We start from the raw sequence: 20,116 nt of genomic DNA, 5'->3' as shown, positions 1-20,116 counted from the left end.
CTCCATGCTGAGAACTCGGCGACGACCGTCGCGGACACTGATGGCCGCGGTCGCCCTGGCGCTGACGGCGGGCGTCGGTGGGCCGGCGGCCGGGTCCGCCGCCGCGGCCGGCCCCTGGACCGCTCCCGGGAAGCTGACGGTCTACGTCTCCGCCACCGACGGGGACGACACCAACAGCGGCGGCAGGAAGGACCCGTTCCGGACCATCACGGCGGCACGGGACGCACTGGCCGGCCACACGTCGGCCAAGGCCCGCGGCACGGTGCTGATCCGGGGCGGCACCTACGTCCTCGACGACACAGTCGAGTTGAAGGGCGCCGCGAACTCCTGGGTCACCTACGCGGCCTACCGGAACGAGAAGGTGACGATCACCGGGTCGCACGAGCTGCCCGCCGAGGGATGGAAGAAGCTCACCGACCTCTCCGAGGAGACCCTCGCCCAGCCGCAGTACTCCTCCCACACCCGTCTGAACACCCCCGGGCTGCGTGCGGGCGTGTGGGTCTACGACCTCGGCGCCCAGGGCATCGACCCGGGCACCCTGTACAAGAACGGCTTCAACTGGGTGCAGGAACCCTTCGCTCCCGAGCTCGTCGTCGGCGGTGACACCCAGGTCCTGGCCGAGTACCCCAACGGCAACTCCTGCGCCACGACCGAGACCGACTGTCACCTGTGGGGCACGGGCGACAAGTGGAAGGCCGAGGGCCCCCGGGACCTCATGAACGTGGACCTCGACGCCCGCTTCGGCCGCCAGGACGACTGGAACTCCTCCGGCACGACCCCGCGGGCCCAGTTCGAGGACAAGAAGCAGCAGCTCGAGGACCCGGAGCAGCGCGACACCTGGTCGCCCACGGAGATGCGGCGCATGACACCGCAGATCTTCACGGTCGGGGGCCGTGCGCTGGCCGCCGACCGCTACAAGAGCTGGGCGCCCGAGGCGGTTCCGACGGTGGACGACCTCGGCACCCGTGGCTTCGGCGAGTACACCGACGTCCCGGTGCAGCTCGACCCGCGGTGGATCGAGCACATCGACAACACCAAGGCCGAGACCGAGGGCTGGCTGTCGGGGTACTTCGGCAACAACTACGCCAACGACATGGTGCGGATCCTGTCGTGGAGCGGCGACCGCATCTACACCAAGTACCCGTCGATGTACATTCCGCAGGACGCGTGGACCAAGGTCAAGGTCCTCAACGTCCTCTCGGAGATGGACACGGCCGGTGAGTACTACATCGACCGCTACGACGACAACGACGTCCTGTACTACCGGCCCGAGGGCGGGACGATCGAGGGCAAGGACACCACGCTCCAGACCTTCGACAAGAACTTCTTCCTGCTCGACGGGGTGCGGGGCGTGACCCTGCGGGGCCTGGCCATGACCGGGTCGCTCGTCAGCGGCGTGCAGCTCCTCGACGCCGTGGGCACGCTCATCGACGCGGTCGACATCTCCAACGTGAGCATGGACGCGATCCGCATCGGGCGGACGACCGACACCATCACGAGCATGCCCGACTACGAGACCCTGCAAGGCGGCCACGACAACGTCGTGCAGAACTCCTACCTCCACGACCTGGGCGGCGGCGGGGTCCTGCTCGGCGGCGGCGACCGGGCCACGCTGGAACGGGGGAACAACGTCGCCCGTCACAACGAGATCGCGCGTTTCTCGAAGCTGGCCACCTACACACCGGCCGGCTACCTGTACGGGGTCGGCAACTCCTTCGAGTACAACTACGTCCACGACGCACCGCACATGGCCGTGCAGATCATGGGCAACGACATGCGGGTCAACCACAACCACTTCTACGACGTGGTGAAGAACGCCGGCGACATGGGGGCGGTTTACGCGGGCCGGGACTTCACGTACCTGGGCAACGAGATCGCGTACAACCACTTCGAGAAGATCGGCGGTTCCAACGACGCGCTGTACATGGACGACGGCGCGTCCGGTGTGCGCTTCCACCACAACGTGGTGAACGGCTCGAACTCCGGCGTCAACCTCAACTCCGGGCACAGCAACACCGCGAACGACAACGTGTTCATCGGGGTCAAGCACGTGGGCCACGGCGGCATCTACCACAAGAAGGGCGAGAAACGGCTGCCGCTGGACAACAGCTGGGTGCTGCAGAGCAGGTTCAACGCGTTCCTCGATGTCCGTGAGGGCGAGAAGTACAGCGCTACGCCCGAGACCGTGGCGGCCTGGCACGAGCACTACACGAGCGGGGAGGCGTCGTACTCCGACGGAAGGCCGATCGTGTACCCGCAGGTCGAGCGGTGGTACGTGCCGAGGGTGACCGCGACGGGCCGGGACTGCACGGCGGCCGACTACTCGACGGCGGGCACGAACGGCTGCAGTCGGGCGACAGTGTGGGACGACGCCGACTCGCTCTATGTGCCGTCCGGTGTGGAGATCGACCACGCGGTGGTCGTCGGGGGCGGCTCGGGATTCGTGGAGACGACCGCGGCGTTCACGGAACCTGCGGCGGAGTACAACCTGTCGCGCTGGAGCGACAAGGTCAACACCCGGTCGGCGGAGGCCACTTCGGTGGCGGAGACGGGCCTGGACCTCGACACGCTGAAGTTCTCCGGCTCCGGCACGGTGGCCGAGTCGTACGGGGCCGCGTGGGTCGCGGAGTGGAACCGGCACGTCGGCGCGGAGGGGATCGGCCGGCCGTGACCGGCTGAGCACGGCCTGCAGCGCGGCCGAGGGGTCCGTCGGACGACGGGTCCCTCGGCCGCCTCGTCGTGGCGCCCTACGCTCCCTACGCGTCCGGCACGTCGGCCGGACGCCGGCGGGCCCACGACGACGTGATGTGCTCGCGCATCGCCTCGGCGGCCGCGTCGCCGTCCCCCGCGAGCACCGCGGCCGCGACCCGGGCGTGCGCCTCGTGTGTGAGCTCGATGTCCTCGCGCGTCGGGTTCCCGCTGTACTGCGGCGAGCGCACGGCCTTGCCCTGGATGCTGGAGACGATGGCCCGTCCGAACGCGTCCCGGGAGGCGCGGTGGATGATCTCGTGGAACTCGATGTCCGAGCGCGAGTAGGCCTCGGGATCGTCGATCAGGCCCGCGAGTTCGTCGAGCTTGGCCGAGAGCGCCGCCGACTGCTCCTCATCGATGCGCCCGGCGGCACGGGCGGCCATCGCGCACTCCAGGGTGGTCCTGATCTCGATCAGGTTGTCCAGGTAGACCAGGCGGTCCTTGCGCTGGAACAGCGCGTCGAGGACCAGCGGGTCGAGCAGGCTCCACTGGTCCTGGCCCAGGACGACGGTCCCCCAGCCCTGGCGGGTCGCCACCAGTCCCTTCTCGGCGAGCGTCGTCGTCGCCTCCCGGATCACGGTCCGGCTCACCTCGAACTCCTCGCAGAGGTCACCCGCCGACGGCAACGCCGTGCCCGGCGGGTACTCACCGAGCACGATGGCCGTCGCGAGGCTCTGGACGACGGCCGCAGCGAGCGGCGGCCGTCGTCGTTGAGGGCGGGACACGGCGGTGGTGTCCGCGGATGGCTTGATCATCTGGTCAGAGACTCCCAATGTTCGTGCAGGTTCGCCCGGCCCCCGCTGTCCAATGACCCAAGGTTAGCCGAACGTGCTAAGGTCATCACTCGTATCACAAGTTACGACTTACCGTGTGACGCGCCGGCCGGGAGCGGGCGCCGCGCGGGCGCCGCGCGCAGACCAAGGAGAAGCGCGATGCGAATCACCGGATACCGGTCCCTTGCCACGGTTCACGAGTGGGGACGACCGGTGGGCGACGTGAACGGCGTCGTCACCTCCGGCGTCACCGAGGTGCCGGTCCTGCTGCTGGAGACCGACGAGGGCCTCACCGGCGTGGGCCTCGGCGGCCACGCCGACGTGGCGCGGGTCTTCCCCGCACTGGAGGGCCAGGACCCCCGAGCGGTCACCTGGCTCTACGACAGGATGCTCGCCCATGTCTTCAAGTCCGGGCACGGCGGGCATGTGTTCGGCACGATCGGCGCCCTCGACATGGCGCTGTGGGACCTCAAGGCGAAGATCGCCCAGGAGCCGCTGTGGCGGACGCTGGGCGCCGCCGACCGCTTCGTTCCGGGTTACGCCTCCGGCCTGGACTACGCGCTGACCGATGACGAGCTCGTCGCGTTCCACGAGCGGTGGGCGCGGCGCGGATTCACGGGCGCCAAGGTCAAGGGCGGCCTCGACGTGGACCGGGACGTGCGGCGCCTGGCGGCGGTCCGCGACGTGTTCCGGGTCAACAGCGACCGTCCCGCGCTCATGTACGACGTCAACGAGTCCTGGGGACGGCACCAGGCGGTGCGCCTGGCCCGGCAGGTCGAGGAGCGGGTCGAACTCACCTGGATCGAGGAACCGGTCCGGCGCTGGGACGTGGCGGGACACCGCGCGGTCGCGACCGGCATCCGTGCCGCCGTCGCGACCGGGGAGAACCTGACGGGCCTCGAACACTTCCGGCCGCTGCTGGCCGCGGACGCGGTGGGGGTCGTGCAGACCGGTGCCGTGTGGGGCATCACCCACTTCCTGCGCGTCTCCACGCTGGCCCTCGGGCACGGCGTGCCAGTGAGTCCCGTCGGGTACAACGCCAACCCGGTCGCGCACGCGGCGGCCGCCGTGCCCAACCACCTGGTGACCGAGGTGCAGGACCTGTCCTTCCCGGTCGGGCTGCGGGTGGACCAGGAGATCGCCGACGGCGGGATCGTCCTCGGCGACGCCCCGGGCCTGGGTGTCGAGGTCGACGAGGAGCGGATCGTCGCGCGGGCCGGGTCGGGCGGGTGGTCCCTCCCGTCCGGACCGCACGTCCGTCCGGCCGACGCCGGCCTCAGACTCGCACCGCAGGCGCGATGAGGACGCGTTGAGGACGCATTGAGGACGTATTGCGTACGTATTGCGTACGTATTGCGTACGTGAGGGGGAGCAGGACATGAGGACGCGAAAGGCCCTGGTGGTCCGCGGCGGGTGGGAGGGCCACGACCCGGTCGGCTGCACCGAAGCGGTGTTGCCCGAACTGGAGCGCGGGGGGTTCGAGGTCGAGGTCGCCGAGGATCTGTCGGTGTACGAGGACCCGGGACTGCTCGCCGCCACCGATCTCGTCGTGCACTCGTGGTCGGCGGGCGGGCTGACGGCGGACCAGGAGGCGAACCTGGTCGACGCGGTCGAGGCCGGCACCGGCTTCGCCGGCTGGCACGGGGGCGTGGTCGCCACGAACGTCGCCAACCCCCGCTATCTGCGGATGGTCGGGGGCCGCTTCCTGTGGCACCCGGACGGCTTCCAGGAGTTCACCGTGCGGCTCGCCGCCGCGCCGGACCGGGACGGCGAGATCACCGAGGGCATCACGGACTACGACGTCGAGACCGAGCACTACTGGGTGCTCACGGACTCCCTCAACACCGTCCTGGCCACGTCCGTGCTCACCCCGGGCGCGGCCGACCCGTGGGACGGCCCCGTCGAGTTCCCCGTGGTGTGGACGCGCCGCTGGGGAGCGGGGCGGGTCTTCGTCTGCACCCTCGGACACCGCGTCGCGGACCTCCGGGTGCCGCAGACGGCGGCGATCGTCGGCCGCGGGCTCGTGTGGGCGGCGCGCGCGTGACGCCCGGGGGTGTACGGGCCGTCCGGCGCTCTAGGTCCTGTCGTCAAACTCCCGTCGTTCGCCCGGAGGGCGGGCCCTGCGGCGTCAGGTGCGTGCTCTCGGTGTGCCGGGCACAGGTCCTCGTACTGGACGTACTTGGGCCTGTGGCCGGTGCGGCGAGAGTGCGTGCATGGCGTCGCGGGGCAGGCGGGGGTTTGACGACAGGGCCTAGCCCGCGCCGGCCCGGCACTCCCCGCGTGTCAGGTGCTCTCGCGCGCGACGACCCGGTACCCGACGTCCCGGTGCGGGACGTCGACCGGGGCGCCGCGCATCCGCGTGAGCAGCAGCTCGGCGCTCAACTCCCCGATCCGCGCGCTGGGTACGGCGACCGTGGTCAGCGCCGGGACCAGGTGCCGGGCGAGTTCGAAGTCGCCGAAGCCGGCCAGGGCGAGCGTGCCCGGCACGTCGATGCCGCGCCGTACGCAGGCCTGGAGGGCGCCGGCGGCGAAGACGTCGCTGGAGAACATCACGGCGTCGGAGTCCGGGTGGCGCTCCAGTGCCAGGTCCAGCAGGGCGACACCGGTGTCCATGGTGACCGGCTCGGGACCGGCGTCCACGGTGCGCGGTTCGCTGCCCAGCAGGTCGCGGACGGCGCCGGTGTAGCCGTCGAGGCGTTCCGCGGCCCGGGGGTCGCCCGAGGTGTGCCGGCCGGCGAAGGTGATCCGCCGCCGGCCGCGCTCGACGAGGTGGCCCACCATCGCCGCTGCCGCCGCCGCGTTGGAGAATCCGACCAGCAGGTCCACCGGGTCCTCGGACCAGCCCCAGGTCTCCACGACCGGCACCCCGGCCGCCCCGAGCAGCGTCAGCGTGCCCGGGGTGTGGCGGGTCCCCACCATGAGCAGTCCGTCCGGCCGCCGTCCCAGGAAGCTGCGCAGCACCTCCTCCTCGTGCTCGGGCCGGTAGTCGGTGGTGCCGACGAAGATCTGGTAGCCGTGGGCCGCCAGTGCCGTGGAGAAGGCGTGCACGGTGTCGGCGAAGACCGACGCGTTGATCTGCGGCACCAGGGCGGCGACGGTGCGGCTGCGGTTCGACGCCAGGTTGCTGGCGGCCAGGTTGGGCACGTAGCCGGTGGCCGTGAGGGCCGCCTGGACCCGCGCGCGTGTCTCGTCGGACACCGACAGGGGGTCGCGGACGACCCGGGAGACCGTCTGGGCCGACACCCCGGCGGCCGCCGCGACATCGGACAGGGTCACCGAACGGGTCGCGGATCGTTTGCGGGGACGGCGGGACGGCGGCTGGGTCACGCCGGAAACGATATCGGGCGTCACAGTGCTCCCCGCGCCACCAGCGCCCGCATCAGATCCGCGATGCCGAACGTCCACGGCACGCACGCGTCGCTCGGCCGGATCCGGTTGACGAGCGTGCCGAGCTTCGGCGTGGCGATGGCGACCAGGTCGCCGTCGTGATGGGTGAACCCCTGTCCGGGCGCGTCGCGGTCCTCCACGGGCGCGAACATCGTGCCGAGGTAGAGCACGGCGCCGTCGGGGTACTGGTGGTGCGGGCCCAGCAGCTGCGCCACGAGGTCCAGGGGGTCGCGGCTGATGGCGGCCATCGAGGACTCGGCGTCCAGCCGGTACCCGTCGGCGCCCTCGACGGTCAGGGTCACCGTGGCCCGCCGTACGTCGTCGATGCGGAAGCCCGGTTCGAACAGCCGCAGGAACGGGCCGAGGGCGGCCGAGGCGTTGTTGTCCTTGGCCTGGGGCAGCAGCAGCGCGGAACGGCCCTCCACGTCACGGAGGTTGACGTCGTTGCCGAGTGTCGCGCCGACCACGGCCCCGGTGGAGGAGACGGCCAGCACCACCTCCGGCTCCGGGTTGTTCCAGCGCGAGCCGGCGTGCACCCCGGCGTCGGCGCCGCTGCCCACGGCGGCCAGCACGGGCGCCTTGGTGAAGATCTCGGCGTCGGGGCCGATGCCGACCTCCAGGTACTGGCTCCACGCCCCCTGCGCGACCAGGATCTCCTTGAGCGCGGCGGCCTCGTCCGAGCCGGGCCGCAGGGAAGCGATGTCGTCGCCGACGAGCCGGCGGATCCGTTCCCGGGCCTCGGCGGCACCGGCGGCGTCACCGCGGACGCGTTCCTCGATCACCCGCTCCAGCATCGAGACCACGAAGGTGACTCCGGCGGCCTTCACGGCCTGCAGGTCCACCGGCGCGAGCAGCCACGGCCGGCGTGGGTCCCGGGCGTCGACGGGCGTGTTGGCCAGTACCTCGTCGAGTCCGGCGATCCGCTCGCCGCGGGCGGCACGCAGGCGTGCGGCGGGGTCCGGCGTCTCGCACAGGTCGCGCACGGTCGGGAAGGCCCGGGTGACGTCGTGCAGGCCGTCCTCGCGGACCGCCACGACGGACGGCCCGAGGCCGGGGCGCCAGACCCGGCCCACGAGCGCGCCCGCGGTGCCGTCGGCGGGCAGGGTGGTCTCGGCGTCCGGCCACTGGTTCATCGGGTTCCTTTCGTGGCTGCCCCGGCCTCCTCAAGGAGGGGGCGATGCGGTCCGGGCAGGGGCGTTGACACTGCGAGCGACGCCCGCTTAGCGTGCATGTTAGCGCTGCCGATAGCGCTAACACCAGAGTCTGGGCGGTGATCGCCGCGCGCACGGACGCGGCGGCGTCGCACGACAGCCCGCACGTCCTCTCCTCCGGTCCCCTCCCGCCTCGACCGGCGCCGCCGTCCGCGCCGGTGCCGCCCGCCGCCTCCAAGGAGCCCCATGACCTCGCGCGACAAACCCGGCGTCCTGGCCGGGTACCGGGTCCTCGACTGTTCCATCGCCATGGCCGGCCCGTTCGCCGCCCAGCGCCTCGGCGACCTCGGCGCCGACGTCGTCAAGGTCGAACCGGTCACCGGGGAGTGGCAGCGCCACGCCGCGGCCGGCGGAGCGGCGGGCAACCGGATCAACGTCTCCTTCCTCTCCCTGAACCGCAACAAGAGATCCCTCGCCGTCGACCTCAAGGACCCGGCGGGCAAGGAGGTCCTGCGCCGCCTCGTCGCGGGCGCCGACGTCTTCCTCCAGAACTACCGGCCAGGCGTCGCCGACCGGCTCGGCGTCGACTACGCCTCCCTGGCCGCGATCAACCCCTCCCTCGTCTACGTCTCCATCTCCGGGTACGGCGAGGACGGCCCCTACGCCCAGCGCCCGGGCCAGGACCTGCTGCTCCAGGCGATGTCGGGGGCCATGCTGTCCAGCGGCCGCTCGGGCGAGGCACCGCGGGCGGCGGGCCAGTACCTCGTCGACGCCGTCACCGCCTCCACCGCGTTCGAGGGTGTGCTCGCCGCGCTGCTGCACCGCGAACGCACCGGCGAGGGCCAGCTGGTGACGGTGAACATGCTCGACGCCGTCACCACCCTCCAGATGCAGGAACTCTCGGTCCACACCGTCGGCGGGCTGCCCCAGACCCGCTCCGCCGAGCCGCACGCCCACGTCTACATCCGCTCGCCCTACGGCGCCTTCCAGACCTCCGACGGCTATCTCGTCCTCGCCTTCCCCCCGTTGAAGAAGCTCGGCGAGATCCTCGGCGAGGACACCTTCCTGTCCATGGAGGACGAGGAGCACGGCTGGACGCACCGGGACGAGATCTTCGCCCGAACCGCCGCCCGGCTGCTGACCCGGCCCTCGCGGCACTGGCTCGACGCCTTCGCCGCCGCCGGCATCTGGGCTGGCCCCGTCTACGGCTACGCCGACCTGGTCCAGGACCCGCAGATCCGCCACAACGGCACCTTCGTCACCTACGACCATCCCACCGAGGGCCGCGTGACCGTGCCCGGCTTCCCCTACAAGTTCTCCGCCACCCCGCCCCGCATCGACCGCGGCGCCCCGCTCGTCGGGGAGCACACCCGTGAGGTACTGACCGAAGCGGGCCTCGCGGACGGCGAGATCGAGGAGTTGTTCGCCACCGGCGCCGTGGCGGAGACGACCTCATGACGCAGACCCGACCGACGCACACCGGGCCCGCGTACACCGGACTGACGTGGGACCACCCCCGCGGGTACGACGCCCTGGCCGCATCCGCGGGTGGCCTTATCCACTGGGACGTACAGCCGCTGGAGGGCTTCGAGTCCCACCCGATCGACGAGTTGTGCGCCCGCTACGACCTCGTCGTCCTCGACCACCCCCACCTCGGCGAGGCTCTGCGCACCAGGTGCCTGCGGCCGCTCGACGACCTGTTCACCCCGGAGGAACTGGCCCGCTGGGGCGCCGACTCCATCGGCCCCACCATGCGGTCCTACGCCATGGACGGCCGTCAGTGGGCGCTGCCGCTGGACGCCGCCACCCAGGTCGCGGCCACCCGGACCGACCTCGTCGGCGCGGCGCCCCGCAGCTGGGACGAGGTCCGCGGCCTGGCCCAACGGGCCCCCGTGGCCCTGTCCCTCGCCGGGCCGCACGCCTTCCTCACCTTCACCTCCGTCGCAGTCGCCATGGGAGAGGAGCCGGCCACCGACCCCGACGAGCTGATCGGCGACGACACGGGGCTCGCGGTCCTCGACCTGATGGCCGCCCTCGACGCCCTCGCCCCACCCGAAACCCGCACACTCAACCCGATCGGGTTGCTGGAACTCATGGCCGCCACGGACCGGCTGGCACACTGCCCGCTGGTGTACGGCTACGTCACCTACGCCGACCGCCTGGCCTTCACCGACGCCCCCAGCATGACGGCGGGCGGGCGCCCGGGCTCCACGCTCGGCGGCACGGGAATCGCGCTCAGCGCCCGCTGCACGCCGTCCCCCGAACTCCTCGCCCACGTCCGCTGGCTGATGTCCCCCAAGACACAGGGCGACTTCCTGCCACGGCACAGCGGACAGCCGAGCGCCCGCGCCGCCTGGACCTCCCCCGAAACCGTCGCCGCCGACTTCTACCGACGCACCGCCGCCACCTGCGAGCAGGCCTGGGTGCGCCCCCGGCACGCCGGCTACATCGGCTTCCAGACCGCCGCGTCGGCCGCCGTGCGCGCCGCGCTCGCCGGCGAGACCGACCACCGTGCAGCACTCGCCCGGATGCGCACCCTGTACCGGACGAGCCGGACCCCGAAGGAACGACAGTCATGACCGACACCGGCCCCCTTGAGCCGCCCGAACTCGGCACCGAGCACGTCCTGCTGGACGTCTCGGACCGGGTCGCCACCCTGACCCTGAACCGGCCCGCCAAACTCAACGCCGTCACCCCCGAGATGTCCCGTGCGCTGGTGCGGGCGATCGAGTGGTGCGACACCACGGACGACGTCCGGGCCGTGGTCGTCACCGGCGCCGGAGAGCGCTCCTTCAGCGTCGGCTCGGACATCGGCGCACTCGACCAGTACGCCACCCCGTGGGACTTCCGCAACCGCGTCGACTACTGCGACGCCATCCGCACCGCCCGCACTCCCACCGTCGCCGCGGTCGGCGGCTACGCACTGGGCGGAGGACTGGAGACCGCGCTGTCCTGCGACATCCGGCTCGCCGCGGACACGGCGTCCTTCGGGGCGCCGGAGATCACGCTCGGCTGGATCGGAGGCGGTGGCATGGCCGCCTTCCTCAGCCGCGCGGCCGGGCCGAGCAACGCGGCGCTGATGCTGCTCACCGGCGAACGCATCGACGCGAAAAGGGCATTGGACTGGCACCTGGTGAGCGAGATCGTGCCCCGCGCCGGGCTGCTCGACCGGGCCCGCGCCCTCGCCGCCGTGATCGCCTCCCGCGCCCCCGTGGCGGCCGAGACCGCGAAGATCAACCTGCGCGCCGCCGGGAACCTGCCCGAGGACCAGGCGCTCGCCTACGAGCGCGACCTGCAGACCATCTGCTTCGCCACCGAGGACGCCGCGGAGGGCCGCCGCGCGTTCGCCGAGAAGCGCAGCCCCGTCTTCCACAAGCGCTGAGAGGAACGTCATGAAGCAACCCCGAGCCGCACTCGTGACCGGTGCCGGCGGCGCCCTCGGCCGGGCCACCGCCGTCCGGCTGGCCGCCGACGGACACGACGTCGCCGTACTCGACCGCGACACCGAGTCCCTGGAGAGCACCGCCGCGCTGGTGGAGAAGACCGGCGCGCGCGTGCTCGCGCTCACCACCGATCTGCGCGACGCGCAGGCGATCGAGGAGGCCGTCGGACGGACGGTGACCGAACTGGGCGCGCTGCGCGTGCTGGTCAACAACGCGGCCGTGTATCCGAGCCGGGCCTTCCTCGACGTACCGCTCGCCGAGTACGAGGAGGTCGTGGCGGTCAACCAGCGTGCGTACTGGATCGCCGCCCAGGCCGCCGCGCGGCACATGACGGGCGGGGGCGGCGGGGCGATCGTCAACGTCGCGTCGATCACCCTGCACGGCGGCTGGGACTCGCTGGCCGCCTACATCTCCACCAAGGGTGCCGCCGTCGCCCTGACCCGCGCCCTCGCCCGGGAACTGGGTCCCGCCGAGATCCGCGTCAACTGCGTCTCGCCCGGAGCCTTTCCGACCGCGGCCGAGAACATCCACGAGGACCCCGAGGCCTACCGGCGCCACGTGCTCGACCACCAGGCCCTGAAGCGGCGCGGGCGGCCGGAGGAACTGGCCTCGGTGGTGTCCTTCCTGACCGGCCCCGACGCTTCGTTCGTCACGGGTCAGTGCGTCGAGGTCAACGGAGGGTGGGTGATGGCGTGAAGCTGTACGGACGTTCTCACGACCGGCAGTCCCTCGCCCGGTGCGCGGGCGACCTGAGCGCGGCGGGCGGTGTGCGGTCCGTCGTCCTGGACGACGGCTCCGAACGCGGCATCCGCACGCTGGAGTTCCGGACCGGTGCCGGACTGTCCTTCGACGTGCTCGTGGACCGGGCGATGGACCTCGGCGGGGCCGAGTTCGAGGGCCGGGGCTTCGGCTGGCGCTCGGCGACGGGCTTCAGGCACCCCGGACTGCACGAGTACCGCGACGACGACGGCCTGTCCATGATGCGCAGCTTCTCGGGGCTGCTGCTCACCGCGGGCCTGGACCACACGCTCTTCGGCGCCGAGGTGGACGCCTCGCAGTACCGCTATCCGCCGCGGCGTACGGCCGTGCACGCCCTCCACGGGCGGGTCGCCAACCTGCCGGCCCGGCTCACCGGGTACGGCGAGCGGTGGCAGGACGACGGTCGCTGCGTGCTCTATGCGGAGGGCGAGGTGCGCCAGGCCGCGATCTTCGGGGAGCACCTGCGGCTCACCCGCCGCATCGAGGCCGACCTCGGCGGCAGCGAGATCCGCCTGATCGACCGGGTGCGCAACGCCGGCTTCGACCCGACGCCGCACATGTACCTGTACCACGTCAACGTCGGCTGGCCCTTCCTGGACGAGGGCGCGCGCTACGAGTTGCCGCCGCACCGCACCCTGTGGCGCAGCGGCAGCGTCGCCGAGCAGGGCGTGTCGCACACCGAGATGCCCGCCCCGCTGCCGGGCTTCGTCGAGCAGGTCTACGAGCACGAACTGGAGCCCGACGCGGCGGGCCTGGTCCGGCCCCGCCTGGTCAACGAACGCCTTGGCGTCTACTTCGAGTTGGAGTTCGACACGGCCCAGTTCCCGTCCTTCTTCCAGTGGCTGCACCTGCGCGAGGGCGCCTACGCGGTCGGCTTCGAACCGTCCACGCACCATGTGCAGGGCGAGGCCGCGGCCCGGGAGGACGGGTCCATGACGTTCCTGTCCCCCGGTGAGGAGCGGGAGTACACGACCACGTTCCGGGTGGGCCACCTGGGCTGACCACCGGATCCATGGCTCGGGCGCGGCGCGTCACGGCTTGTGCCGGGCCTCCTTACGCGCGGGCCCGGTCAGCCGCGCGGCCGTCACCAGCGGCGCGGGGGCAGCGGGGCGGCGCCGGGCAGCAGGCGCTCCAGCTGCGTGGCGGCGGCCGCGCCGAGGATCAGCAGCGTCATCGTGACCAGGACGCACCACTGGACTCGCCGGGCCGTCACCGCGTCGGTGACGGCCCCGGTCAGCAGACCCGTCGGGTACGCGGTCGACGCCTGCGCGCCCATCGCGACGCGGACGGCGGCGTTCGGCAGCCCATCGCGGCCGCCACCGTGCCCAGCATCGCCGTGCGCGCCCGACGGGGCCACCGGGTCGAACCGGCGGAGGTCGAGGCGAAACGCTGCGTGAACTCGACGATGTCACCGACGCCGTGGTGCCGGTCGACGCGCCCGCCAGGCCCGCGGCGAGAACGCCGGCGTCCCGCACGACGAGGCCTGCCGCCGCGTGTTCGGCGGAGCCGCGGCGTGACCTGCGAGGTCATCCACCAGGAGCAAGCACAGCAGGACCGGTGTCACCGGCCACGGCGCTCCGCCGGTCGCCCAAGCTGCCCAGCGGACCCGGCGGGTGGAAGGTGTGTTTGAACCCGTGCGCCGGGCCATGGCGGAAGGCGCTTCGATCGGTCACAGGCCGGCGACGTCCCCGGCCCTCTTCAGCACAGAGTCGAAGGCATCCACCACGGCGTTGTGCCGCCTCGCGCGCGCCGCCCGGTCCGCCGGCACCAGCCGCGCGGCGGCCTGCACGGCGTAGGCGTCCGGGTCGCCGAAAGCGGTCTGCGGGTGCTCTCCCGTGTCCGCGCAGTGCGCCGTGACATCCTTGACCGCCTGGAGCACGACTGCTCGGTCCACGCCCGGCTGCATGGCCAGCCGTACCTGGAAACGCGCCATCCACTTTTCGCGGTCCTTCTCCCCCGACGCGTCCGTCGTCTGGTCCTTCTTCGCCACGTGCTCTCCCGGTTGATCGGCGGCCGTCCGTCATGGAGTGGGACGCCGGGGCATCGCAGTGGGTTGCGGAAGCGGGAATCTGATGAGTCCCAGGTGACTGCCGGGGCACCCGCACCAGCTGTATTGACCCGCAGGGTTGTTGACACGACTGATGGGCGGCTGACCACTGAGCGCCGTGTGGCCGCGGTGATGGTTGTAGGTGTGGATGAATTCCGCCTAGGCGTCGGTGCGCTCGGCGTTGCTGGAATACGGGCGCACGTAGGCCCATTCGTCGAGCAGGGTGCGGTTCAGGCGCTCCACCTTGCCGTTCGTTTGCGGGCGGTAGGGCCGGGTGCGCGTGCGGACGATGTCGGCGTCTTTCAGAGTCAGCGCGAACAGCCTGGATCTGTAGCAGGAGCCTGTGTCAGTGAGGACTCGCTCGACGGTGATGCCGTACCCGCCGAAGAAGGCGCTGGCTCGCTGCCAGAACTCTGCAGCGGTCTCCTTGCGTTCATCGGTGAGGGCTTCGCTGTGGGCGAGGCGGGAGTGATCGTCGACGGCGGTGTGGATGAAGCTGTAGCCCATCACCGGACTGCCGCCTTCGCGCGCGCTGGTCGTGGCTTGCCGGTTGGCACCGCCCTGCTGCCGGGGCATGATCCGATGCCCGCCGCCGTCGGGGATGTTGCCGAGCTTCTCGATGTCGACGTGGACCAGTTCCCCAGGTCGTGATCGCTCGTATCGGCGGATGACCTGGCCGGTGGGTCGGTCCATCCACCGCAGACGGTTCAGGCTGTGCCGGGTCAGGACGCGGTGGACGGTCGGGCGGGCATGGGGGTGGGACACAACGGCCTCTGCGGTGGTGGGGAGCGGCGGTAGCCACCGACAGGCCGGCGAATCGGGCAGGATCAGCGACAGGTCACCGTTGGCTGGCCCGGGGCAGCAGGTACGCGGCGCCGCACGATTCGGCGAGGGTGGGGCCGAAGAGGGCGGCCGGGGTGTACGCGCCAGGTCGGCCCTCACCAGCCAGCAGGCGTCGGGCGATCTCTGCGGGCACTGCTCCGGTGTACTCCTGCGCGTCGCGCAGGCGCAGCCAGCCCTCTCGGGTCTCGCCGTCCGTCCAGGTCACGACGGCGTGCCCCCAGGAGTGTTCGCGGGGGCGCTCCTTCGCTTTGACGCGTACCCGGGCGAGGTGGCGTGTGGTGAACGAGCGCAGCCGCTCCCATCGCATCAGCGTGCTCAGGGCGGGCATCATCGCCCGGAGCAGGGGGGAGGACGGGGCTTCGCTGGTCGCCGAAAGTACATGGCGGGCCCCGCTGGCTCGGTGGGCCGCGAGCAGTTCGCCCGACGGCATGCTCGCGGTGGTGACCTGCGAGCCGTCCGGCAGGGTGAGGCGCACAGCGTCGCTGAAGATCCGGGCGGGTACCAGGCGGCCGTCGGTGATCCGACGTCCATGGAGGCTGCCCAAGAGGGTGCCGATCAAGGCTTCACCGGCGGTGCCTTCCTCCATCGCGATCGAGGGCACCATGTCGACACGGACCCGAAGCGGCGCGGGTCGGCCCTCGCACAGCTTCACCACGACGCTCTCCGTGGCGGTCACGCCGAACCCGGCACCGGTGACCAGAGTGTGGCCCGCCCGGGTGGCTGCGTCGTGCATCTCGTATGCGGCGGAGAGCGCCGCGACATCGTTCGCCAGGTCGATGTAGTCGCTGCCGGCGGCGCGGCAGGCGTCGATGATCTCAGGGGCCGTTGTGGTGAACGGTCCGACCGTGTTGATGACCACGGCGGGGCGTTGCTGCCGGATTTCTGCGGCGGCGGCTGCAAGGGATGGGGCCGGCAGTGTTTCGCTGCCGGTCTGCTGTGCCGCGGTGTGCAGTCGGTGCACGTCCCGGCCGACGAGGACGGCTGTCACGCCGCGCCGGGCGAGTTGTGCTGCGATGGCGCGGCCGCTGCGCCCGGTGCCGCCGAGCACCCAGATCTGTGCGGTCATTCGAAGGAGCTCCTGTAGTGGTGGGCGAGGGCCGGCCGGATGTGAGGGTCAGTCGGTCGTGATGATGAGCTTGCCGCCCTTGGGCGTGCCGTTGCGCTCGAGCTCTGTGAGTGCCGCGATCGCTTCCGTGAGTGGCACCGTGCGGGCGATCGGCACCCGCAGTGTGCCGCGTCCAGCGGCGCGCGACCTCCTCCAGGTCCGCCGTGACGGGCCTGGTGATCAAGACGTTGTACGGGCCCGGGAGTGCGCTCTTCGCGATGTTCGCGGGGGTGGGGTGGATGCTGACGATGCGTCCGCCGGGGTTCAGCATCTTCTTCGCTGCGGCGGTCGGGAGCGTGTCGGCAGTGTCGACGACGAGGTCGAATCGGCCGCTGATCGTCGTCGGGTCGAAGCCGAATGCGACGATCGGGTCGAGGCCGAGATCGCGCGCGTCGTGTGTGGCGGTGTCGCGGCAGCTGCCTCCCACTGAGGCGCCGTGCGCCAGCGCGATCTGAGCGCCGGCTCGGCCGACTCCACCGAGACAGCCGTTGATGAAGACCGACTGCCCGGGCTGCAGCTTTCCCTTCTGGAGCACGGCCTGGAAGGCGGTGAGGCCAACGGTCGGGATGGCAGCGGCCTCCTCGAAGGAGAGGTTCGCGGGCTTCTTCACCACCCCTTTCTCCGCGGCCAGGACCATCTCGGCGAAAGCTCCCGACGCCTTGATCGACGCCCCGCCGAGCACTTCGTCGCCGACGGCGAGCCGGGTGACGCCGTCGCCGACCGCCTCGACGACGCCCGCGAAGTCGTAGCCCAGTCCGCGCGGGAACTTCCGCCCCGTCACCATCTTCATGGCGCCGCTCCGGATACCCCAGTCCATGGGATTGGCCGCGGCTGCCCGCACGCAGACCAGAACCTCGCCGGAACCGGGACGAGCCGGCTCGAAGCCCTCCAAACGCATAACTTCGGGACCGCCGTCTCGCCCGAAGCAGCCCGCATCACGCCCGCGCCTCCTGGTCGCTGTCCGGGACCCGTGCCGCCCACGTCGGCAGCCGCTCCGTCTGCCGCCGGCCCGTCCCGTTGTGCCGGGCCTGCCGCTCGCTCCGGCCGCGCAGCGCGGTGCGCAGCCATGCGGCCCTGCCGTACCCGGCACGCACGGCTCGGCTGCCTTCACCCCGACCCCCCGGCCCTGCACGCGATCCGGCTTCCGGGTCGCAGCCGAGGGGAGGCACTTGTGCGGGAGCCTGGGCCACAGCTCCATCAGGCCACCCATGGCCGAGCACCCGCGATCCCCTGGCCCCCGATCCGCCCTGTTCCAGCTCGCGATGCATCCCGGGCACGAAGCCTGCGTGGCGCGTGGTCAGGGCGCGCCACGCAGGCGGTCAGGAGGTCAGCTCGACCACGCGTGGCCGGTCTGGAGAGGGGCGCAGGATGCCGGCCGCTGCGGCCGCGGTCGCGCAGAACAGGGCGGGGAGCAGGAAGGTGTGGTTGAGGGCCATGAGATGGGTCATCCAGCCGATGACCGCGGGGCCCGCGAGCATGCCGATGTAGCCGAGTCCGGCGACCCGGGAGACATTGGTGCCCGCAGCCGTGGGGTCGGCGTGTCCGGCGGCGCTGAACAGTTGCGGAATGCATCCGGACAGGCCCAGGCCGAACAGTGCCCAGCCGGTCAGCGCTGCCCAGATCCAGGGCGACAGGGCCACGACCGTGATGCCGACGGCGGCCAGAGCCGCGCCGTACCGCAGGACGGCGACCGGCCCGAATCGGGCGGATACCCGGTCCGCCAGGAACCTGCCGGTGGTCATCGTCGCCGCGTAAGTCCCGTAGGCGAAGGCGGCGGTGCTCTCCGGCGCGCCCAGCACGGTCTTGAGGTGCAGGACGCTCCAGTCGTTGGCGGCTCCCTCGCACAGCATGACCAGCAGAGCCAGGACGGCCAGGAGCCAGATCCGGGCGGGAACAGCGCGATTCCTCACCACGGGCTCACCTGCGGCACCGGCCGCGGGAGCGGTCGACTCGGCGGGCAGGAGACCACGAGCTGACGCCAGGGCGATGACGACGCCGATACCCGCGGCGGTGCCCAGTGTCGCAGCCGGGCCCCATCCGATGCCTATGGCCGCGGCGCCGGCGAGCGCGGCCAGGACACCGCCGACGGAGAACGTGGCATGAAAGGCCGACATGACAGGCCTCCCGTACGCCTTCTCCACCTGCACGGCATGCGCATTCATGCTGACGTCGAGGGTGCCGTTGCCGAATCCGAAGAGCAGCAGGGCCGCTCCGAGGAGCCACGGTTCTCGGGCGAGACCGGGCAGTACCAGGGTCACGCTGCACAGCACTCCGGCCAGGGGAACGACGGTGCGTGTGCCGAGCCGGTCGGACAGACGTCCGCCGACCTGCATGCCGGCGAAGGCCCCTGCCCCCAGGAGCACAAGGAACCCGCCCAGGGCCGCGTGGCTGATGCCCACGCGTGCCTCGATGGCGGGGATCTGCACCACCCACAGGCCCAGCAACGTGCCATTGAGCACGAAATAGACAAATGTCACAACGCGAGATGCATGCAGTGCCCGTTCCATGCGGGACACCATAACGAACAACCGCTATGTTCGAAACACCCAGCTTCGAACCTCATCACTGTTCGGTCGGGGGTGGTGTTGAATCACGCTATGAGCACCGTGGAACGTCACCGACTGATCACGCAGGCCGTCCAGGAGGCAGGCACGGCCACTGTCACCGAACTCGCCGATCTGACGGGCGCCTCGGAGATGACCATTCGTCGCGATCTGGATCACTTGGCCGCGCAAGGCGTCCTCGAACGGTTCCGCGGCGGCGCACGCACCCTCCTCCTGCGAGGAGACGAACCTCCCTTCGCGCTGCGCGCCCACGAAGCCATCGATGCCAAGCGCCAGATCGCGGCGGAGGTGGCCTCACTCATCACCAGCGGCGAGACCGTGCTGCTCGACAGTGGAACAACGTGTTTGGAAGTCGCGCGCACACTGCGCGGACGCCACGTCACCGTGATGCCCCTGTCACTGCAGGCGATTCACGTCCTCAGTGGCGCGCCCGAACCGACCGCGCTCCTGGTCCCCGGGGGCCGGCCCCGCGCCGGCGAGGGTGCACTCACCGGGCCCCTCACCCTCGCCTCCCTGTCGGCGCTGCGATTCGACACCGCCGTACTGGGCTGCTGCGGCTTGACCGCCGACGACGGTATGACCGCCTACGACCTCGAAGAAGCAGCGGTGAAAAAGGCGGTCATCACCTCGGCACGTCGCATCATCGCCGCCGCCGACGGCAGCAAACTCGGCCGCACCACCCACGCCTACGTCGGCCCCTCCACCTTGGTGGACGTCCTTGTCACCGACACCACCGCACCCGCCGACGAGACCACCGCACTCGAAAACAGCGGCACCACCGTCAGGATCGTCTGAGCCCGGCCACCGGCGACGCTCCGGCGCCCCTCAAGGCACGAACAGAGCCCTGCGCAGTGCGCTGAGCCGACGTGACCGGACTCTTACCGTCAGGTCGGCGCCGAATCCGGTGTTGACGAAGCTGGAGGGCGTCGACGAACGATCGTCCAGCATGGGAGAGATGAGCATCAGGTAGGCGATCTCCGGGCCGCCGCGGTCACGGGCGAGCAATGCGGTGGCCGTTGCCAGGCAGCCACCCGCACTCGGTCCGTAAAGAGCGATGCGGCGCGGGTCGACGCGCAACTCATGCCGGCTTTCAGCGATCCAGGAAAGAGCCGCGAAACAGTCGTCGATCGCGGCGGGATACGGGTTCTCGGGCGCGAGACGGTATTCGACCGAGACAACGACGCAGTCGGTAGTCCGGGCTAGTGTCTCGTGACCCTGATTGAGTTACTTCGAGTTGTTATTGACGAGTTTCTTCACGCTGGTCTGGACGAGTCGGACCTTGGCGAGGATCTC

Annotated in this window: 16 protein-coding genes and 4 pseudogenes; 9 read left to right on the top strand and 11 right to left on the bottom strand. The window is 71.3% G+C overall.

The window, feature by feature from the left end; all coding sequences use genetic code 11:
* Positions 1-40: 40 nt before the first annotated feature.
* Positions 41-2,671: a hypothetical protein gene (locus ACIRFL_RS37775; RefSeq protein ID WP_404038318.1), complete on the top strand. Its 2,631-nt coding sequence runs from the start codon at positions 41-43 to the stop codon at positions 2,669-2,671.
* 85 nt (positions 2,672-2,756) lie between these two features.
* Here the strand turns inward: ACIRFL_RS37775 and ACIRFL_RS37770 are convergent, their stop codons facing one another.
* Positions 2,757-3,506 (bottom strand): FadR/GntR family transcriptional regulator, encoded by a 750-nt coding sequence (locus ACIRFL_RS37770; protein WP_404038316.1) that lies wholly within the window; start codon positions 3,504-3,506, stop codon positions 2,757-2,759.
* Between the two features lie 177 nt (positions 3,507-3,683).
* Between ACIRFL_RS37770 and ACIRFL_RS37765 the strand changes: the two genes are divergently transcribed.
* Positions 3,684-4,826, top strand: a complete 1,143-nt coding sequence (locus tag ACIRFL_RS37765; RefSeq protein ID WP_404038313.1) for a mandelate racemase/muconate lactonizing enzyme family protein — start codon at positions 3,684-3,686, stop codon at positions 4,824-4,826.
* 76 nt (positions 4,827-4,902) lie between these two features.
* A complete protein-coding gene (locus ACIRFL_RS37760) occupies positions 4,903-5,568 on the top strand; it encodes a ThuA domain-containing protein (RefSeq protein ID WP_404038310.1) in 666 nt (221 codons plus the stop codon).
* A gap of 239 nt (positions 5,569-5,807) precedes the next feature.
* On the opposite strand, the gene ACIRFL_RS37755 is transcribed toward ACIRFL_RS37760, so the two are convergent.
* Both ACIRFL_RS37755 and ACIRFL_RS37750 read right to left on the bottom strand, forming a co-directional pair.
* Positions 5,808-6,851, bottom strand: a complete 1,044-nt coding sequence (locus ACIRFL_RS37755) for a LacI family DNA-binding transcriptional regulator (RefSeq protein WP_404038307.1) — start codon at positions 6,849-6,851, stop codon at positions 5,808-5,810.
* 20 nt (positions 6,852-6,871) lie between these two features.
* Positions 6,872-8,044: a fumarylacetoacetate hydrolase family protein gene (locus tag ACIRFL_RS37750; protein WP_404038304.1), complete on the bottom strand. Its 1,173-nt coding sequence runs from the start codon at positions 8,042-8,044 to the stop codon at positions 6,872-6,874.
* Positions 8,045-8,308: 264 nt separating this feature from the next.
* On the opposite strand from ACIRFL_RS37750, the gene ACIRFL_RS37745 reads away from it, so the two are divergent.
* The 5 genes from ACIRFL_RS37745 to ACIRFL_RS37725 are packed head-to-tail and all read left to right on the top strand — an operon-like array spanning position 8,309 to position 13,265.
* Entirely contained in the window at positions 8,309-9,520 is a 1,212-nt protein-coding gene (locus ACIRFL_RS37745; protein ID WP_404038302.1) for a CaiB/BaiF CoA transferase family protein, read from the top strand.
* Positions 9,517-10,641, top strand: coding sequence for a carbohydrate ABC transporter substrate-binding protein (locus ACIRFL_RS37740; protein WP_404038299.1), 1,125 nt, complete (start codon positions 9,517-9,519; stop codon positions 10,639-10,641). The genes ACIRFL_RS37745 and ACIRFL_RS37740 overlap by 4 nt, the downstream gene beginning before the upstream one ends.
* Positions 10,638-11,444: an enoyl-CoA hydratase/isomerase family protein gene (locus ACIRFL_RS37735; RefSeq protein WP_404038296.1), complete on the top strand. Its 807-nt coding sequence runs from the start codon at positions 10,638-10,640 to the stop codon at positions 11,442-11,444. The genes ACIRFL_RS37740 and ACIRFL_RS37735 overlap by 4 nt, the downstream gene beginning before the upstream one ends.
* A gap of 10 nt (positions 11,445-11,454) precedes the next feature.
* Positions 11,455-12,201: an SDR family NAD(P)-dependent oxidoreductase gene (locus ACIRFL_RS37730; protein ID WP_404038293.1), complete on the top strand. Its 747-nt coding sequence runs from the start codon at positions 11,455-11,457 to the stop codon at positions 12,199-12,201.
* On the top strand, positions 12,198-13,265 hold the full coding sequence (locus tag ACIRFL_RS37725; RefSeq protein ID WP_404038290.1) for an aldose 1-epimerase family protein: 1,068 nt from the start codon (positions 12,198-12,200) through the stop codon (positions 13,263-13,265). Before ACIRFL_RS37730 ends, ACIRFL_RS37725 begins: the two co-directional genes overlap by 4 nt.
* A gap of 83 nt (positions 13,266-13,348) precedes the next feature.
* Here the strand turns inward: ACIRFL_RS37725 and ACIRFL_RS37720 are convergent, their stop codons facing one another.
* The 7 genes and pseudogenes from ACIRFL_RS37720 to ACIRFL_RS37690 form a co-directional block, all read right to left on the bottom strand.
* The gene (locus ACIRFL_RS37720) at positions 13,349-13,621 is read right to left on the bottom strand and encodes a hypothetical protein (RefSeq protein WP_404038287.1); all 273 of its coding nucleotides are present in this window, start codon (positions 13,619-13,621) and stop codon (positions 13,349-13,351) included.
* 312 nt (positions 13,622-13,933) lie between these two features.
* On the bottom strand, positions 13,934-14,254 hold the full coding sequence (locus ACIRFL_RS37715; RefSeq protein ID WP_404038284.1) for a hypothetical protein: 321 nt from the start codon (positions 14,252-14,254) through the stop codon (positions 13,934-13,936).
* A 117-nt stretch (positions 14,255-14,371) separates the two neighbouring features.
* Positions 14,372-15,052, bottom strand: a pseudogene (locus tag ACIRFL_RS37710) (IS481 family transposase); the annotation flags it as partial.
* A gap of 97 nt (positions 15,053-15,149) precedes the next feature.
* Positions 15,150-16,220, bottom strand: a complete 1,071-nt coding sequence (locus ACIRFL_RS37705; RefSeq protein WP_404038282.1) for a saccharopine dehydrogenase NADP-binding domain-containing protein — start codon at positions 16,218-16,220, stop codon at positions 15,150-15,152.
* Positions 16,221-16,917: 697 nt separating this feature from the next.
* Positions 16,918-17,076: pseudogene (locus ACIRFL_RS37700) on the bottom strand (alcohol dehydrogenase catalytic domain-containing protein); the annotation flags it as partial.
* Between the two features lie 118 nt (positions 17,077-17,194).
* Positions 17,195-17,353, bottom strand: a pseudogene (locus ACIRFL_RS37695) (polysaccharide biosynthesis protein); the annotation flags it as partial.
* 225 nt (positions 17,354-17,578) lie between these two features.
* Entirely contained in the window at positions 17,579-18,778 is a 1,200-nt protein-coding gene (locus ACIRFL_RS37690) for an MFS transporter (RefSeq protein WP_404038279.1), read from the bottom strand.
* 78 nt (positions 18,779-18,856) lie between these two features.
* Here ACIRFL_RS37690 and ACIRFL_RS37685 point away from each other — a divergent pair, with 78 nt between their 5' ends.
* Positions 18,857-19,618 (top strand): DeoR/GlpR family DNA-binding transcription regulator, encoded by a 762-nt coding sequence (locus ACIRFL_RS37685; RefSeq protein ID WP_404038372.1) that lies wholly within the window; start codon positions 18,857-18,859, stop codon positions 19,616-19,618.
* Between the two features lie 30 nt (positions 19,619-19,648).
* Here the strand turns inward: ACIRFL_RS37685 and ACIRFL_RS37680 are convergent.
* A pseudogene (locus ACIRFL_RS37680) lies at positions 19,649-20,020 on the bottom strand (alpha/beta hydrolase fold domain-containing protein); the annotation flags it as partial.
* Positions 20,021-20,116 lie beyond the last annotated feature (96 nt).

It is taken from the genome of Streptomyces sp. NPDC102462 (genome assembly GCF_044765425.1).
Taxonomy (GTDB): Bacteria; Actinomycetota; Actinomycetes; order Streptomycetales; family Streptomycetaceae; genus Streptomyces.
This window is presented reverse-complemented; position numbering and strand designations above follow the sequence as displayed.